Origin of the sequence: Rhizobium sp. NXC24 (assembly GCF_002944315.1) — a bacterium.
Classification (GTDB): Bacteria; Pseudomonadota; Alphaproteobacteria; order Rhizobiales; family Rhizobiaceae; genus Rhizobium.
Genome location: NZ_CP024312.1, coordinates 172,079 through 188,835, shown reverse-complemented (window position 1 = coordinate 188,835; position 16,757 = coordinate 172,079). Strand labels below are relative to the sequence as shown.

At 58.8% G+C, this 16,757-nt stretch carries 19 protein-coding genes; 14 read left to right on the top strand and 5 right to left on the bottom strand.

Going from position 1 to position 16,757, the window contains the following annotated elements; genetic code table 11:
* Positions 1–346: 346 nt before the first annotated feature.
* A complete protein-coding gene (locus tag NXC24_RS21295) occupies positions 347–1,246 on the bottom strand; it encodes a zincin-like metallopeptidase domain-containing protein (RefSeq protein ID WP_104825452.1) in 900 nt (299 codons plus the stop codon).
* A gap of 176 nt (positions 1,247–1,422) precedes the next feature.
* On the opposite strand from NXC24_RS21295, the gene NXC24_RS21290 reads away from it, so the two are divergent.
* Positions 1,423–1,707: a hypothetical protein gene (locus NXC24_RS21290; RefSeq protein ID WP_104825451.1), complete on the top strand. Its 285-nt coding sequence runs from the start codon at positions 1,423–1,425 to the stop codon at positions 1,705–1,707.
* On the opposite strand, the gene NXC24_RS21285 is transcribed toward NXC24_RS21290, so the two are convergent.
* Together NXC24_RS21285 and NXC24_RS21280 are read right to left on the bottom strand one after the other, a co-directional pair.
* Positions 1,664–2,266, bottom strand: coding sequence for a thermonuclease family protein (locus NXC24_RS21285; protein ID WP_104825450.1), 603 nt, complete (start codon positions 2,264–2,266; stop codon positions 1,664–1,666). The genes NXC24_RS21290 and NXC24_RS21285 overlap by 44 nt on opposite strands.
* Positions 2,263–2,799, bottom strand: coding sequence for a hypothetical protein (locus NXC24_RS21280; protein ID WP_158704508.1), 537 nt, complete (start codon positions 2,797–2,799; stop codon positions 2,263–2,265). The genes NXC24_RS21285 and NXC24_RS21280 overlap by 4 nt, the downstream gene beginning before the upstream one ends.
* 88 nt (positions 2,800–2,887) lie before the next feature.
* On the opposite strand from NXC24_RS21280, the gene NXC24_RS21275 reads away from it, so the two are divergent.
* From NXC24_RS21275 to NXC24_RS21215, 13 genes are read left to right on the top strand one after another with little or no spacing between them, the layout of a single operon-like run.
* Positions 2,888–3,745, top strand: a complete 858-nt coding sequence (locus NXC24_RS21275; RefSeq protein WP_104825448.1) for a lytic transglycosylase domain-containing protein — start codon at positions 2,888–2,890, stop codon at positions 3,743–3,745.
* A gap of 12 nt (positions 3,746–3,757) precedes the next feature.
* Positions 3,758–4,066: a TrbC/VirB2 family protein gene (locus NXC24_RS21270; RefSeq protein WP_199773592.1), complete on the top strand. Its 309-nt coding sequence runs from the start codon at positions 3,758–3,760 to the stop codon at positions 4,064–4,066.
* A 5-nt stretch (positions 4,067–4,071) separates the two neighbouring features.
* Positions 4,072–4,380 (top strand): type IV secretion system protein VirB3, encoded by a 309-nt coding sequence (locus tag NXC24_RS21265; protein WP_104825447.1) that lies wholly within the window; start codon positions 4,072–4,074, stop codon positions 4,378–4,380.
* A 2-nt stretch (positions 4,381–4,382) separates the two neighbouring features.
* Positions 4,383–6,794, top strand: a complete 2,412-nt coding sequence (locus NXC24_RS21260; RefSeq protein WP_104825446.1) for a VirB4 family type IV secretion system protein — start codon at positions 4,383–4,385, stop codon at positions 6,792–6,794.
* Positions 6,791–7,678 carry a hypothetical protein gene (locus tag NXC24_RS21255; RefSeq protein WP_104825445.1) on the top strand — a complete coding sequence of 296 codons (888 nt, stop codon included), beginning with the start codon at positions 6,791–6,793 and terminating at the stop codon, positions 7,676–7,678. Before NXC24_RS21260 ends, NXC24_RS21255 begins: the two co-directional genes overlap by 4 nt.
* Before the next feature lie 11 nt (positions 7,679–7,689).
* On the top strand, positions 7,690–8,403 hold the full coding sequence (locus NXC24_RS21250) for a type IV secretion system protein (RefSeq protein WP_104825444.1): 714 nt from the start codon (positions 7,690–7,692) through the stop codon (positions 8,401–8,403).
* Complete coding sequence (locus NXC24_RS21245; RefSeq protein WP_104825443.1) at positions 8,400–8,633, top strand: hypothetical protein; 234 nt, start codon at positions 8,400–8,402, stop codon at positions 8,631–8,633. The genes NXC24_RS21250 and NXC24_RS21245 overlap by 4 nt, the downstream gene beginning before the upstream one ends.
* Positions 8,630–9,697, top strand: a complete 1,068-nt coding sequence (locus NXC24_RS21240; protein WP_104825442.1) for a type IV secretion system protein — start codon at positions 8,630–8,632, stop codon at positions 9,695–9,697. The genes NXC24_RS21245 and NXC24_RS21240 overlap by 4 nt, the downstream gene beginning before the upstream one ends.
* A 16-nt stretch (positions 9,698–9,713) precedes the next feature.
* Positions 9,714–10,445: a virB8 family protein gene (locus NXC24_RS21235; RefSeq protein ID WP_104825441.1), complete on the top strand. Its 732-nt coding sequence runs from the start codon at positions 9,714–9,716 to the stop codon at positions 10,443–10,445.
* Positions 10,442–11,278 (top strand): P-type conjugative transfer protein VirB9, encoded by an 837-nt coding sequence (virB9, locus tag NXC24_RS21230; protein ID WP_104825440.1) that lies wholly within the window; start codon positions 10,442–10,444, stop codon positions 11,276–11,278. Before NXC24_RS21235 ends, virB9 begins: the two co-directional genes overlap by 4 nt.
* Positions 11,262–12,617 (top strand): type IV secretion system protein VirB10, encoded by a 1,356-nt coding sequence (gene virB10 / locus NXC24_RS21225; RefSeq protein WP_104825439.1) that lies wholly within the window; start codon positions 11,262–11,264, stop codon positions 12,615–12,617. Before virB9 ends, virB10 begins: the two co-directional genes overlap by 17 nt.
* Positions 12,583–13,629 (top strand): P-type DNA transfer ATPase VirB11, encoded by a 1,047-nt coding sequence (gene virB11, locus NXC24_RS21220; protein ID WP_104825438.1) that lies wholly within the window; start codon positions 12,583–12,585, stop codon positions 13,627–13,629. Before virB10 ends, virB11 begins: the two co-directional genes overlap by 35 nt.
* Positions 13,607–15,961 carry a type IV secretory system conjugative DNA transfer family protein gene (locus NXC24_RS21215; protein ID WP_104825437.1) on the top strand — a complete coding sequence of 785 codons (2,355 nt, stop codon included), beginning with the start codon at positions 13,607–13,609 and terminating at the stop codon, positions 15,959–15,961. The genes virB11 and NXC24_RS21215 overlap by 23 nt, the downstream gene beginning before the upstream one ends.
* A gap of 59 nt (positions 15,962–16,020) precedes the next feature.
* Here the strand turns inward: NXC24_RS21215 and NXC24_RS21210 are convergent, their stop codons facing one another.
* The gene (locus NXC24_RS21210) at positions 16,021–16,314 is read right to left on the bottom strand and encodes a type II toxin-antitoxin system RelE/ParE family toxin (RefSeq protein ID WP_104825436.1); all 294 of its coding nucleotides are present in this window, start codon (positions 16,312–16,314) and stop codon (positions 16,021–16,023) included.
* Positions 16,311–16,619: a type II toxin-antitoxin system RelB/DinJ family antitoxin gene (locus tag NXC24_RS21205; protein ID WP_104825435.1), complete on the bottom strand. Its 309-nt coding sequence runs from the start codon at positions 16,617–16,619 to the stop codon at positions 16,311–16,313. The genes NXC24_RS21210 and NXC24_RS21205 overlap by 4 nt, the downstream gene beginning before the upstream one ends.
* Positions 16,620–16,757: the final 138 nt, after the last annotated feature.

Genomic DNA, 16,757 nt, shown 5'->3' with positions numbered 1-16,757 from the left:
ATTTCTCTCGCCAAGATTGTCTGCTATAGACTGCCCCGCCCTGTCGCTGTCACACCATGCCATCCGTGCCAGCGACCGCCCTGTCATTGCCCGCCACGCGGTAGTGACAGGGCAGCCCCCAAAACGTTGAGAATTGATCTCACGTCAGTCATTTGGATATGATTGCACTCTCGGAAGCGAGACCGATGGCCAACGTTGTTAATCGCAACTTCTCTGATGAGGCTTTCGCGATCTCGCGAGCGTGCCTGTCATCAATCCCCGGATGGATTGACGATCTTAAAAGCGTCTTCGGCCGCGAGCTCGCTGGCCTTGACGGTTTCCGAGAAACGAAAGAGCGGCGGCCCGCTTAGCCAGCACCCTCTCCCTCCGAAAATGCGAGGATGAAATCGGCCGCGGCGGCTGATGCTGTTGCAGCTCGAAAGATAGCCCGCTTGTCTTCTTTGAGCATTTTGAGGTAGCCCGCGATGTATTGGGCGTGGTCAGCCCTCGGAACCGGCGCAATATCGAGGCGAGCGCAAAGGAAAGCAGCGGTCATCTCGGCGATGATCTCTTCGAAATTGTAGATGGCGTCGAACTGCCGCTTGTGATCTTCACGGTTGAGCCGGTGAGCCGCGCCCGCCCAATGACCGAGCTCGTGAAAAATTGTGCTGTAAAAAGACTCCTGTGGCGAACTGGTACGCGTTCCTGTGAAGTCGGCAGGAACAGGTATCTGAATGTGATCGTCGGAGGGCAGATAGAAGGCGCGCGAGCCTCCATAGCGGATGTCAGCTCGGGTTTGCGTGATGATATCCTCGACTTGCGCCAGTCGTTCGAAAAGCGTGCGCGGTTCCGGCGCTGCCGGAATTTCATAACCGTCGACCTGATCGACATTAAACACCCAGCTTGCTCGTGCGAAGGGAATCTTACGCCGATCGGCGTCCAGCTCAGCGAGAGTCTCTTCGATCTCGATTTGCCGATAAAAGACAATGGGAGTACCACGTTCACCCTTGCGAACCTGTGCACCGACCTCCTGCCACTGCTTGAAGGTTGCCCAGCCGCGACTTGTGAAACCGCGATTTTGAGCGCCGACCCAAAGAGACAAGACATTGATACCGCGATAGCCATTGCCGGTCACGGCGTTGATTGGCATCTGGAGATTTGGAGCGGAATACCAGGGCATCACGAAATTGCCGGGACCATTCTCGATCGCATTGACGATCGTGCTGGTGATAGTGTCGTAAATGTCGAAGCTCGGTTGCTGTTTCATCTTTTGCTCTCCTTGGGGAACGGTCCCCGTGAGAGCGACGAAGCGCGGGAGACGGCTGGCGCACCCGCAGGGCAGGCTCCGCCTGAGGGCTTGCCCCTTGCGCCTGGTGCCGGCATCTGCGGTAGAAGCGAACTGACATCGGGGCCGTGTCCAGGGAGTGCGAACAGGAGAAAGCGATGCTGAAGAAATTCGACATGGAGCCGGGAACGGGCATCGTTATCGCGACGGTCCTGATCTTAATGCTGTCCGGTGCCCGAGTTCTCAATCAGTGGGACCGTCTGTCGTTTTGGAGAGAACCGGCTCTGATCGCCGCTATCGTCCTTGGCTTGATTTCGGCGATTGCACTGGCCGTCGCTTTCGTGATCCGGCGGCGGCCTCTGCGGGATGTCGACCATGATGGAGTTTACGAGGGTCCGGTTATTGATTTGCAGGCGGAATCGAAGCCTGAGCAGGCGCATTAGCGGCGTTGCGGATATCTCGTAGGATGATGACGTTCGGATCGGGAACATCGGAGAATTGCCATAGGCCAAGGCGCTGTTTCTTTGCGACGTCCTGTGCGACGATATAGGGATCATGGACCGGAGCGCCGTTTGGTGTGACGGCCGCAAAGGCCCAACCGGTCGAAATCAATGCTGTGCCCAGATCGATGCGAGAACCAGCCGCAGATCCAGAAGTGGGCTGAGCGACGCAAATGACGAAGCGTGTCTTGGTCGCGGCCTGCCAAGCCGCAGTGTAGCATTCGGGTTTAAGATCCCTGATAAGAGAGACGAGCATAGCAAGGCTTGCTTCGCCGCAATCAACAGGCGCCCCTGCCCCATTTGTGAAATATGTGCCTCGCAAGCAGGCTTGAACGCCATAGAGGCGGTGCGTCTCCCCTGCATAGGTCCAGGTGTCACCGGTCGTGAAAGAAGCCGTGGCGGGCACCTGAAACCAGGGATTGGGTTTATCCTCGGCCCGTGCCGGCGCGCTGGCGAGGAAAGCTGCGAGAATGCCGGCAGCGAGAAATCCAGGCTTTTTCATTGATACTTGCTCAGATTGAACCAAAAGCGCTGTTTGCCGTCGGTCGTTGTCAGGTCCAGATAGTTGGGCTCAGTCCGGACCTCACGCGGTATGGCGGTCGGTGAAAGGCGTGCATCTGAATTTGATCCCGATTGGGACCCGTACGATGTGGAGGTCCCGAGCGGCCGGGCGCAGAAGGCGCCATCTTTGTCGGCCTTATAAACGATCTTCGAATGGGCGCTGTTGGAGCTTCCATTCCACTCGTTGGCGGCGGTCGCGGCCACAGTCCCATCCGGACAAGGTTTGTATTTTTCATAACCGATCCGGCCCGAGCTGCCGGCTTCCGGGCATTGTGGCCAGGGATGCCCTCGAGCAACCAGGCTGAAAGCCCTTTCGACCGGCGGCACACAGTCGCTGACACTCGTCCAGCCCTCAGGGTTGAGGATGCACAACAAGACCTTGCAGCCGAATTCGTCAGCATAGACCGGCTCGCTCGAGAGAGCCGCCAGGGTCGGCAAAAACGCCACAACGGGTAGAACTCTTGTCATTTTCATTGATCCATCTCAAATTCGCGATTGCAGTTCATCGGATCATTGTATTAATTCGATAGCGCAATTTCTGCAACGACGCAGGATTATTTTAATGGTTCTAATTCGAAAGGCGGTTCTGGCGGTGTGCGCATCCATGGCGGTAAGCCAGGTTGCGGTTGCGCAGGAAGCTTCACCGAAATTCCAGGATCGCGTGACAGCACCTGCTAAGCGCGTCATTAACGCTGCCGTCGACGCCGACGGCCGGGTCGTTCCGGCCTATCAAGTTGAGAGCCAAGACATTCAGCGGGTTGGTGGACCGGATGGCGCGCAAGGCAGTGCGCCCATCCCTGCGACGGCGACTGCTGAGAACCCCTGCCCGGGCATCGCAGCCCTTCCCAAAGAAGACGGCAGGCGGATCGTCGAAACGGTCGCACGACAACAAGGTTTCGATCCGTCGCTTGTCCTTGCGGTCGCTCGCGCAGAAAGTCGCTTCAATTCCGCTGCGCTATCGCCCAAGGGTGCCTATGGGCTTATGCAGCTTTTGCCATCCACTGCGGTGAGCTACGGCGTCAACATCTGCGATCCGGCAGACAATGTGAAAGGCGGAATTGCCTTTCTCCGGGATCTCCATCGCAAATATCCGAACCCGATCTACATGCTCGCCGCCTACAACGCCGGCGAGGTCGCGGTTCTCAAATATAAGGGCGTGCCGCCCTACTCCGAGACTGTCGGCTACGTCGCCAACGTCATCAATGATTTTTACCAATGGCCATCGGTCGGGTCCGAGGATGTGATGCCCGCAGGGGCGATGACCCTCGACCGGACGGGTGGGCAACAGGCTGTGATCGGCGCAGCGGATCATTTAAATGATCCGATATCCCAAACCAATTCTCGTAATGCCGGCACCGCAAAACGTCGCGAAGCGACGCCGCCGGTCTGGCAGGGCGGAATGGTGCAAAACTTTGACTAAGGAGAAGGGTCGATGAACTTGTTAAAGACTATTGCTGCTCGCAGCACGGGTGCGATGCTGCCGCTCATGCTGTTCGCAACGCAGGCGATGGCCGCGGGCGGAACTCTCCAGCCGGTGCAAAGCACGCTTCAGACCTTGGTGGAGACCTTGACCGGCCCGATCGCGACGGCGCTGGCGGTTCTGTTCTGCATCTTCATGGGTTTCATGGCATGGGCGGCCCGCCTCTCATGGTTTGTGGCTGGAAGCTGGATTTTGGGCGTGGTGCTGGTCTTCGGGTCGGCCCAGATCGTCGAATTTTTTCAGTCCGCAGTGGGTACGTGATTGAGATGGCAGATGGTCGGATCGATCCTAACGAACCCAAATTGTTGATCACTCCGCTCGTCAAGGGTTTGACCCGAGCGCCAACGGTACTCGGCATACCCTACGAGCTTGCCGGCTTCATCGGCGTATTGACGGCCGTCGTCTTTCTCGCAACCCACAATCTGTTCATGCTCGCTGCCTGCGTCCCTCTCTATGCGGTCGCCAGGATCGCTATCATGCGCGATCCCATGTTCATCGAGATCATGTTCATCCGCTCAAGAAAGACGCCGCCCCGAAGCACAAGCTTCTGGGGGGCGCGCAGCTATCGGGTGTGACCATGACAATTGCGCGTGCTCTTCGTGACGAATTGAGTTTTGGGGCCGTATCCCGACGGGAAAACCCGGTCTCGGCCCACATCCCTTATTCGCGGCACGTGTCCGACGAGGTGATCAAGACTGAGGACGGCATGTTGATGTCCTTCGTTCACATGAGCGGGCTGTGCTTCGAAACGATCGATATCGCAGAGATCAATTCGCGGCTGCTCGGCCGTAACGATCTCATTCGAGGGCTGGCGAATTCCCGCTACGCGATCTACTCGCACATTGTGCGTCGCGAAGTGAAGCCGGCAATCGAGTCGACCTTCGAAAACAAGTTCTGCCAAGACTTGGACGAGCGCTATACCAGGGCACTGCGCACCCAACGCATGTTTGTGAACGATATCTACCTGACGATTGTCCGGCGAGAGCTGCAGGGCACAGTCGGCGCCGCGGATCTTTTGATACGCAAGCTCTTCGGACGAAGGGCCGCAGACGGCCGCTCTTCCACGGAGGAGCGGGCACTCATCGAACTCACGGATGTGATGAAGGCCGTCCGGGAAAGCCTGCAGGCTTACGGCGCGCGGGTTCTCTCCGTCGTCAAGCGCAACGATGTCTGGCATTCCGAGCCGCTGGAATTCCTCGTGCAACTTGTGAATGGCGGCTCTCCGCGGCCGATGGCGCTGCCTCGCATGAAGCTGTCGGAGGCTTTGGCGACGAAGCGGTTGTTCTTTGGCCCGAATACGTTCGAAATTCGCGGGGCATTCCCCGGTGAAACGCGATACGGCGCCACTATCTCTGTGAGCGAGTATCCCTCCATCACCGGGCCGGGGATGCTCAACCCCATGCTGAAGGTGCCGCACGAGTTCATCGTGACGCAATCCTTCGCGATCATCGACAAGCCCCAGGCGCTGACCCAGATGGAGCGGGTCGGGCGCAAGATCGACATGTCCGATGAAGCCGGCTCGATTGTGGCCGAACAGCTCGGCGAAGCTCGCGATGAACTGCTGTCCTCGGAAGCACTCTACGGGATGCACCATCTGTCGGTGCTATGCCTCGGGAAGAGCATGGACGAGGTGGCGCGCTGCGTGACCGATGTCGGCACAGCGCTGACGGAGGTATCCGCTCTTTGGGTTCGCGAGGATCTGAATTGTGAACCGGCATTCTGGGCCACCCTGCCCGGCAATTTCGCCTATGTGGCGCGCAAGTCGATGATTTCCTCAAAGAACATGGCGGGCTTCTCGGCTTTCCACAATTATCCGAGTGGCCGGCCGAGTGGCGTTCATTGGGGACGCCCGATCAGCGTTCTCGAGACGACATCGCAGACGGCTTACTTCTTCAATTTTCATGTTCGCGACCTCGGCAACTTCACCCTGAATGGCCCCTCGGGATCGGGTAAAACGGTGTTGCTCGGTTTTCTCGCGGCGCAAGCCCAGCGCATTACCCCTCGCCCCAAGCTTGTGATGATCGACAAGGACCGGGGCCTGGATATCTTCGTGCGGTCGCTGGGCGGCCGCTATGAGGTCCTGAAAGCTGGGGAGCCCTCCGGGTTCAATCCGCTGCACCTTGCCGACACGCTACATAACCGGGAATTCCTCTTTCAGCTGTTCAGCTTCATGCTGCGTCGGTCCGACGGACATGAGCACTCGACGCGCGAGGAGCAGGTCATCCGAAACGCGATCGCCCAGGTGGCGAGCGCACCGCCGGAGGGTCGCACCATGGAGGAATTCGCGGAGCTGCTGCGCGGCGCCATGCGCGCCGGCGATGACGATCTCTACTCGCGCCTCCAGACCTGGATCAGGCGCGATCAGCGGGGCTGGCTGTTCAACAACGCGGAAGACTCGTTCTCGATATCGTCCATATTCGGGTTCGATATGACGAGCGTGCTTAGCGATGCCACGACCAGCACGGCAGCACTGCTCTATATCTTCCATCGCATCGAGGAGCTGCTTGACGGGCAACCGGTCATGATCTTCCTCGACGAGGGTTGGAAACTACTCGACAACGAGATTTTCAGCTACTTCATCAAGGACAAGCTGAAGACCATCCGTAAGCTGAATGGCATCATTGGCTTCGGCACGCAGTCTGCGGCGGATATTGTGAAGTCGTCGATCGCCAACACGCTGATCGAGCAGACGCCGACCAATATCTTTTTCCCCAACCCGAAGGCCGATGAGGAATCGCACCGGGCGTTCGGGCTCTCGGATCGCGAAATCAAATGGATCCGCGAAACGCCGCCGGAAGCGCGCAAATTCCTGATCAAGCATGATCAGGACAGCGTCATCGCGCGCTTGAACCTTTCTGCCATGCCCGACGCGATCAAGATCCTGTCCGGTCGAACTTCGACGGTTCAGGAGCTCGACGCGCTGCGCGCCCGTGTGGGCGACGATCCGGACGTTTGGTTGCCGCTCTTTCTCGGGAGGGACCCGGAATGAAAACCATCATGGGCGCCACAGTCGCCCTTCTAACGATATCAGCCGGATCGGCGGCCATGGCGGCCGTATCGGTATCCGACAGCTCGCTCTTGTCGCAGCGAAGCGAGGACAAGAGCGACAAGGTTCAGATCAAGCTAATTCAGGCTGGCACGAAATCCTCAGCGCAAGGGGTCAATTGTTCGCTGACGACCCCGAAAAAGGCCGGAAACGTAAAGAGCCCGACGGGTACGGTCGTTCCGGAAAGCGGCCGCGCATCGCTCGAACAGGCCAATCCGGACATCAAGAGCTCTACCGCGTTCGCCTCGACTGGATCTCAGTCGGGCGCAGGCGGCAGCAGTGCCGGCGATCGGAGCCAGTTGGATATAACCGGCCAGATCGTTGGCGGCATGAATGGCGGCCTGTCGACCGTCGCACCCAATAGCCAAGTCTTTCAGACCATGGGGCAGGATATCGGAACTGACAAAACAGCCATGGAGGCCTTCGACCGCAACAGCGGTATCCGGGCTCAAGGCGGGTTGACCTTCAATGAGGTGATCCAGGCGACGGGCTACTTCGCCCAAGCATTCAACGTTCGAAACATCGGCACGGCAACGATGACGAGCCGCGGAACCTCCGGATTGGTGGTGCCAGCACCGGCGCCTTCTCGTTCCTCAAATGGCGCGGACGGCGCCATAAGCTGCCCGAAGGGTACGAGCGGCGCCGGCACGACCAGCAACCCGTGCTGCTCGTCGGCTGACAACGGATGCACCGTTCCGCGCACGACCGATACCGTGGAGAACGTGTCGCCCATGCTTTCGCAGGTTCAAAACGAGGCGAGCAACGCCCCTGTCACCATGACCACGGACGATCTGACATCCGCAGTCAATCAGCATCAGGCGCAATAGGAGACATGGCTATGCGTAGATTTGCGTTTTCAGCGGCTCTCTTTCTAGGCTTCGCGAGCGTCGCCTTGGCGCAGGTGCCAACGAGAGACGACGCCAATCTGGAGCAGGCGCGCGAGATTGCATCGGCGACGACCCAGATCCTCAGCACCGACCGCAACATCATGAACTATACGCAACAGACGCTGCAGGCCGTCACGGGCGACCGTTCGAGCCAGGCCGGCCAGCTCGCGCACATGGCGCTCGGCAATGGCGGCTTCTCTATGGGCAGTGCGCCGTCTCTTGGTGGCGTGATTTCTGGCGGCTCTCTGTCGTTTGGCGGCCTTGGCAGCGGATCGCAGAGGATCGTTTCAAACCTGATCAATGGCCTGCAGCTTGTGCAATCCATCTCCGGCCTCATCAACGGACAAACGACCCAGATGGATAAAAACTATAACTCCCTCGTCAACGTTGCCGCCACCGTGACGGGTCTGGTCGACTCCTCGCAAAACAGTGTGAAGACCCGTTCGAGTGCTTTCCAATCGGGAGCGCAAAAGATCGGCACAGCGCAGGATATCAAGGGGTCAATCGATCAGAACAGCCAGATCATGGTCCAAACCGGCCTCACCGTGAACGAGTTGATCGGCTCCGTTAACACCGCCACCGCCGCAGCCAATCAGGAAAACATCGATCGGATGAACCTGATGACGCAGGCGACGCGCGCCCTTGATTACAAGTCAGGTCAATGACAGCACGCTTTTTCCTTCTGACCGCCGCCGTCATTGGCGCGGTCGCGATCTCGGGCTGCAGTCACAAGCCGCTCAAAGCCCCATGTGCGCGCGATGAAGGACCGATGCAGCCGATGGCGTTTGCGGCGGTTGAACCAAGAACAGAAGTGGCGAGCCCCTTCGATGCGTGCGGTCCAATGAAGGCGCTGAATAGCGATCCATCTCTGTTACCGGGTGGGATGATCAAATGAACTTCAATATCACGACGCTTCTGCAACAGGTCGACAAGTTCGGCGATAATTACGTATCGCAAGCCTACCAGAACCTCGCGTCGGCTTTGACCGGCGGAGGCACGGTCGGTGTCGCCGACCTGCTGCTGACGCTCTACGTGATATTTTGGGCGGTCAGCATCTGGCAGGGAACCTCGACGGGATCGGGAAAGGAGATGGTTTGGCGCTTGTTCCGGGCCTTCGTCATCTACGCCCTAGCAACGAGCTGGGCGGACTTTCAAAAATATGCCTACACATTCGCAAATGAGACGCCATCCGCGATCGGAAACAGCCTTCTCACCAGCGTGTCGGCCAATGTAACCGGGAACTCGGCCGGATTGAATTCCGTCAATTCCGTACAGACGGCCCTACAAAATATCTGGGATTCGCTGGCCAACTCGACCGCTGCCTTTATCAAGAACCTGGGTGTGTTGAACTTCGGCGGTTATGTGCTCGGGGCACTCATCCTCATCGTTGGCGCACTGCTCATCGGTTATGCGATCTTCCTGATCATCCTGTCGAAGATCTTTCTTTGGCTTCTGCTGGCGCTCGCGCCGGTATTCATCATTCTTATGCTGTTCGGCTACACCACCCGGTTCTTCGCCGGCTGGATGACGGCGATCGTACAGTACATGTGTGTGCAGATACTGGTCTATGCCTTCTGCGCATTCTTCATTTCGATCACGCAGACCTATTTCGACGCTGTCAACCAGTCGAACGCGTCTGCGACAACGACGTTGACCGAGGCGGCACCACTTATCCTGATCTGCCTGGTTGGCGTGCTGTTGCTGTCGCAAATCACGAATGTTGCGGCATCTCTGGCAGGCGGCATTGGCATAGGAACGCCGTTCTTTGGACGGTTCTACAGCCCCGCTTTAGGAGCATTGGGAGCCGGTTCGAACGCGACCATGAGACGCGCCGGGATGAGCACCCGACAGGAACGCCTGGCGGGCCGGGAGCGGGCGCGGGTTGGCGTCTCCCAGAGACGATATGAGAGTTCAGCCGAATATGCGCGGCTTTCTCGAAAGCTGACAGATCCGGCATAGAGGTTTGGGAGCATCAATGAGCGATGTGACGGAAAACGTCGGGGCACCGGCGAAGGAAAAAGAGTCGCCGTTGCCGTACTACCGAGACGCGGCAATTTGGGAAAAAGATATGGCGCGCCGTAATCGCTGGTCGCGATCTCTGGCATGGTGTGTCGCGACAGTCGCCTCGATCATTGCCGTTGCAGCAGTGGCAGCGCTGATCCTGGCCCTGCCGCTCAAGACCTATGAGCCCTATATGGTGGTTGTCGACAAATCGACCGGGTTTGTCGAGGTGAAGCGAGCACTTGCGGACGGTCCTTTGCAACAGGACGAGTCGATGGGAATGTTCGATATCGTCCGCTACGTGAAAGCGCGTGAGACCTATGATCCGAAGGCCCTGAAGGACAATTTCGACCTTGCCCAACTGTTGAGCACCGGCGACGCCTCGCGCGAGCTCGTCGAGCTGTTCAGTCCCGCCAACAAGGTTACCAACCCGGTCGTCCTCTACGGTCGCAACGCGATCGTGGATGTGACGGTGAAGTCGGTGACATTTCCCAATCAGAGAACCGCCTTGGTCCGGTTCATGACGGTAGAAAAGAGCCAGGCGAATACGATCCAGCGGCATTGGGTGTCGTTGATCCGGTTTCGCTACACGGGCGTTCCCGCCAGGAACGAGATCCGCTTTCAGAATCCGCTCGGTTTCCAGGTGCTCGAATATCGGCGTGATCAGGAAACAGCGCCGGCACCGACCTCGGAGAGCCCGAAATGAGGGTCGCCGGCATGCTGACAGCAATCGGGCTTGCCGTCTTCGCGGTTCAGCCGGCGCTTGCGGAGCAAACACCCCGGGCCGGATCTCGTGATAGTCGCATTCGCTTTGTCACCTATCAGAAGGACGACGTGGTGGCGGTGCCCGCGAGCTACGGCGCCTCAACCATGATCGAATTCGGCGATGACGAAAAGATCGAAACGCTCGGCGCTGGCGACGTTCCGGCTTGGAGCATCGAGCCCAATAAGAAGGGCAACGTGCTTTTTGTGAAGCCGATAGAGAAGAACGCCGGCGGGAATCTCAACGTGCTGACGAACAAGCGCAGCTATGTGTTCTTCCTGCAGGGCGAGTTTCGTCCTGTTGCGCAGCAGGTCTATGCGATCAAGTTTCGGTATCCGGAGGAAGTCTCCGACGCTGCCTTGATGGATGAGGCCAAAGCCCGGGCAGCGCAGCCGAACCGGCAGGGCTTCAAAGCGGAAAACGCCAACTCATCCTATGGCTACAAGGGGTCGTCGGCAAATGAGCCACTCGTGATCTATGACGACGGCGTAAAGACCTGGTTCCGCTTCGACCCCGCACGCGAAGTGCCGGCGATCTATGTGGTCGACAGCGAGCGGAACGAGACCTTGGTCAATTACCGGCGCGAGGGAGCCTACATCGTCGTCGACAAGGTCAATTACCAATGGACCCTGCGCAACGGCGATGACGCAACCTGTGTCTTCAATCTTCGACTGAACAATGTGAACGAGCCGACCGGACTTGAACCTTATGAGCCGCAACGTGTCGACGGCGGGACGGTTCGCAAAGTGAGGGGACCCGATGCCATCTCCCAATGAATACAAAGCGCTCGCTGAAGAAGGAACAGTGGTTGCTGCGCCAAAGTTCGGGGCAAGCGCGTTCTTCAAGCTCTTGGTGCCGCTGGGTGCGGTCGCTTTTGCTGGCTGGATGCTCTATGCGGCGACGCGAGCACCAGATAGGCCGCTGTTGACGGCGTCGGACGGTGAGGACTTTCATACGACACAGTTTCCGGCACCTTCGCTCGATACCCCTCGCCCCCAACTTGATAACGGCACCATCAAAATTCCAGCCACTCCGGAGGAGACGCCGGCGGTGCCTCTCCAGCCACCAACGACAATCCAGGCACCGCCTCTCCCGCCGCCATTGCAACCACCAACCACAACGCCTGAGGTCCAGGATGACTCGGAGGCACGACGCCTGGCCGAAGAAGAACGGCGGCGGCAGGAGGAAGAGGAGCGGCAGAAATGGGAGCGCCTGCGCGCCAAGCAGGTCGTCGTCGATAGCGGTGACACGTCTGGCAATGCCTCAACTCTTGGCGGAAATCAGACCGATGCGGCATCGGCCGGAAACGCTGGCGAGGGCGAGGAGGACCCCAACCGACGTTTTTTGGCCAGAGCGAGCCAGAGCGGAACGGATACATCGAAAGCCACGATGAACCCGCGAACGGATGCTTTGGTCGCTCAGGGTACGATGATAAAGGGCGTGCTCGAGACGGCGATAGAGAGCGATCTTGCAGGCATGGTTCGAGCAGTCGTATCGGAGGATGTGTGGTCGTTCGACGGCCGCAGGGTTTTGATCCCCGGTGGTTCCCGCCTTATCGGTGAATACCGCAGTGGCCTGGCAACCGGTCAAACACGGGTGTTTATTGTTTGGACCCGCCTGCTTCGATCGGACGGCGTATCGGTCCAGCTCGGCTCGACCGGCACGGACGATCTCGGCCGGAGCGGTATGCCGGGTGAGGTCGACAACCATTATGTCCAGCGCTTCGGCTCCGCCATTCTTCTGAGCGTCGTAGGTGGCGCCACGCAATTCATTGCCAATCTTGGCAGCGACCAAAATGCGTCGAACACCAATCAGACCTACACCGATCCGACCACTGGTCAAACAGTGACAATCCAGACGCAGCCGAACCAATATATGCAGAACGCCCGCCAGATCGGCGCACAGCAGATTTCGCAAAGCCTCAACAATATTGCGCAGGAGGCGCTTCGCAACTCGATCAACATCCCCCCCACGATCAATGTCGATCAGGGGGCGCGGATTATGGTGTTCGTCCGGCGCGACCTCGATTTTTCGGAGTTTTATCCGGACCCGGTGCGCGAGGCATTGAGGGAGATAAAACTTGAGCGGGCAGCAAAGAACCGTATTTCTAAATAGGGCGCTCGAGCCTCTGCGGCGCTGGCTCGATGACGACAGCGTGGTGGAAATCTGCGTGAACGACCCAGGACGTGTCTGGGTCGAAATTGTCGGCTCGACACATATGGAATGCTTTGATGTGCCGGAGCTTGATCGCGCCGCGATCACCTATCTCATGGAGCGGGTGGCGGCATCGTCGTCACAGTCCGTCAGCGAGGAAAATCCATTGCTTTCGGCCTCCCTCCCGGGCGGAGAACGCTTTCAAGGCGTCCTTCCGCCTGCAACATCGACGGGAGGCGCCTTCGCAATCCGCAAACAGGTGGTGAAGGATATGCGTCTTGAGGATTATCGCGAGAGAGGATCGTTCAAGGCGATTTCCGTTCAAGACCCAGGCGAATTGAGCGACACTGACAACGCCCTTTGTGAATTTCTCGATACCGGCAACATCGAGGAATTCATCCGCTTGGCGGTGCGGGAGCGTTATTCGATCTTGCTGTCGGGCGGCACATCATCGGGCAAGACGACGTTCTTAAACGCAATTTTGCACGAGGTGCCTTCGGACGAACGTATTCTCACCATCGAGGATACAAGAGAGGTCAAGCCACGCCAGCCCAACTATCTGCCGCTGGTCGCATCGAAGGGCGACCAGGGCCTGGCGCGTGTGACCGTCGAAACGCTGCTGCAAGCCGCCATGCGCTTGCGACCCGATCGAATTTTCCTGGGCGAGATCCGCGGGCCTGAGGCCTATTCGTTCTTGAGTGCGGTCAACACAGGCCACCCGGGATCGATCTCGACAATACACGCGGATAGTCCGACCGGTGCGTTCGAGCGGCTAGCCCTCCTCGTCATGCAAGCGGGGCTCGGTCTCAGCAAGGCAGAGATCATTGATTACGTGCGGTCTGTGCTGCCGATTGTCATTCAACAAACGCGCCGGGGCGGCTGGCGCGGGACTTCGGCGATCTGGTTCAACCGCATGACGGAATGGAGAGCCGCCGGAAAGGTTCCCCAGAATGTCTCGCGCATTCGTTCATAGACTTATCGTTGGCATCTTCGGCCTCATCGCCTTTTTCGCGCTGTGGAGCCTAGCTTATGAGTTGGTGACTGCGGCGCGGTGGAATCCGGCCCTTCCCGCGGAAGGCACCTCGAGATGGGCGCTCCTGCGGTACCAGAACACACAGCGCAGCCTTAGCGGTCTCTTGGTTGCCTGGCAGCACTTCAGCGAGCGCTTGGTCTATCCCCCTACCCGGAGCGAGACCATGGTCCGTGGCGCGATCGCTGCCGCGGCCGTCGTTGCGATCGGCGTCGCCATGACCCTCGTAAGCATAATCAACCGCAAGCCGACGCACCTGGGAAATGCGCGTTTCGGCACGATCATGGATGCCGAAAAGAAAAATCTCCTTGCAAAGCAAGGCTTGATCCTCGGCAAGATGGGTGGAGCGACAATCCGCTCGGATGAGCCCTCGCATGTCCTGGTGGTCGGACCGACACGATCGGGCAAGGGGGTGAGCTTTGTAATACCGAACGGATATATGTGGCGAGGCTCGTCCGTCTGGTTTGATCCGAAGCGGGAGAACTTCGAGGCATTCGGCGCGCACCGGCAGGCGCTCGGCGACAAGGTCTTTTTCTTTTCGCCCGGCGAGCGGGACTCGCATCGTTACAATCCGCTGGATTTCATCCGGCGGGATGCGCGTATGCCGACGGACTGCGCCGTGGTCTCCTCGTTCATTATTCCGGAAGCGACGGGAAGCTCGGAGATCTGGGCGCGCGCCGGCCGGCAGCTCCTCACAGCCATGATCGGCTACGTCCTCACGTCGCCCCGCTACGAGGGACAGCGCCATTTGCGGGCTGTCACGATGCTTCTTTCGACGGGCGTGGACTTCCTGCGGGTGCTGACGAATATCCACAATGACGAGGAAGGATATCTACCCCGTTGGGTTCTCCAGGGGCTCAATCAGTTTATTGCGCTGGAAAAGGAAACGCGAAACTCAGCATATTTTAATCTGACAGCCGCCCTCAATCCCTGGACAAATGATCTTGTCGCGGCCGCCACGTCGACGACAGATTTCGATATTTCGAAGTTACGCAAGGATCCGACAGCCCTCTTCATCGGCTGCTCGGTGGCGCAGCTCGACGTGTTTCGGCCGATCATCAAGATCTTGGTGCAGCAAATTCACGACGTGCTGATGGCAGCGTTGCCGGGGCCCGATGAGCCTCATCAGGTGCTGGTCATGATCGACGAATTTCGCCAGCTCGGCAAAATGGACTCTGTGGTCTCCAAACTGACGATCAATGCCGGCTATGGTTTTCGCATGGTCCTGATCCTCCAGGACCTTGCCCAGTTGGACGAGGTGTACGGGAAGGCCACTCGGCAAACGACGGTCTCAGCATGCCAGGTGAAGCTCTTCATCCGGATGAACGATATGGAGACCTCGGAATATGTTTCCGAGATGCTGGGATCGACCACGATCGAGGTTCGCACACCGATCATTCGGGCGGGACAGGGCTTCTTTGGCGCTCGTGATAAGAGCGTGAGCTATCAGGAGCGAAGGCTACAGACGTCGGCCGAACTCCGGCAGATGCCGGCGAAGCAGGCAATCGTGCTCGTGCCGAACGCCCCCGGATTTATGGTGCGGAAGGTCACCTATTATCAGGATGCGCCATACAAGACGACTTATCAGGAATTCCGCGGTCGGCGCCTGAAGGTCCCGCCGCTCTCTACGTGGCAGGATCTCCCCTTACGATCGATGGCGGAGGTCGAGGCAGCGGTTGACAGCAAGCCGGCGGTGCCTTTTGAGCTTGAGGATCCTGAGACGATCGAGGCACCTTCCGCGGGCGGCACCGCTTATGCCGAGGCTATCCCGCCCGGAAGATGGCCGATCCCGTCGAACGGTGCGGCGGCGGAAGGGCTCGAACCAGTCGAATTGAAGCCGAAGGCGAATTGGAATAGTTCGGACGCTTCGCGTAAACTGCCAAACTTAGACCCTCGGCCGATCGTTGAGCCTGAGGCGAGTGCTCCTGAAAGTGAGCTCGCCAGTAATGTTCCAGAATTAAAGCCGAAGGGAATTGATCAGGGCGACGACGGCGCTCCTTGGCCTCTCCCCGGCCTTGGCGGGCGATCGGCTCCGGCAAGCTCATCGGCCCCTGGTACGAATGTTGGGAAAGACAGTATCCTGCAGTTTCAGGTCCGGCCCGAAAACAAGGCGACCTCTATTGCGGCGCTGCTCGCCTCGCTCGATCTGGAAATAGAAAACAGCGCTCGATCCCTTGTGCCGGAAGATGGAGCATCTGTGGCCGCGATCGCAGCACTGCATCAGCAGATCAGCCGTCATGGTGATCGCCGCGATGCCGGCGCAGGGACCGTGTGAGCGTACCTGGAGCAAAATCGGCCTCGACAGCGCGGTACGCCGGTGGTCCTGGACATATGTCAGTCTTCGGGCAAAGCTTCGGGCCATTGCTGCGCGCCGTGCAGGACACGGAGAATGCGGACTGCAGTTTCCGTCACGACATAGGCAGCGATATAAGGCGTGCCGGTAATCACCAACTCGCGTGTCCCGGCAATCCTGCCGGGACGGCCGCTCTCCGGAAAATCCCGCAGACGACGGGCCGCGGCCGCAATCCGTTCGTCGACCGAGGCGGCGGCGGCCGGATTGTCGGCCTCAATATGGGTGAAGATGCCATCGCGATCGGCGAGCGCGAAGGCGGACCAGATGAGCTTCAAGGTTTCAGGTCGGCTGCCTTACGGCGTGCCGCCGCGCGCCGCTCCGCAAAGTGTGCTTCGACCTCATCATCGGGGATATCGGGCCGCGTATCGTTCAGCGCCTCCAGCACCTTGCCCCGGAACCAGGCATCATGCGCCTCGCTGCCAGTCACCAGTTCGAGCGGCAGTGCACCTTCATTGGCGGTCCGGGTGAGCAGGATCCGCACGGCATCGGAAACCGTCAGCCCCATGCTTTCGAGCACGGCGGATGCACGATCCCGAACCGAGGAATCAATGCGGGTTTGAACGAGAGCATTTGCAGCCATGGTCGCCTCCTGTATCGACCCCAAGGTAATGCAATTGAATGACGATTACCATACTTCAATATGCCGCAAGCCTTTCCTTTTTTCGCAGGGCAGGAGAAGATCAAGGAAGAGCTGGCGACTATCGGACTTCGAACGAAA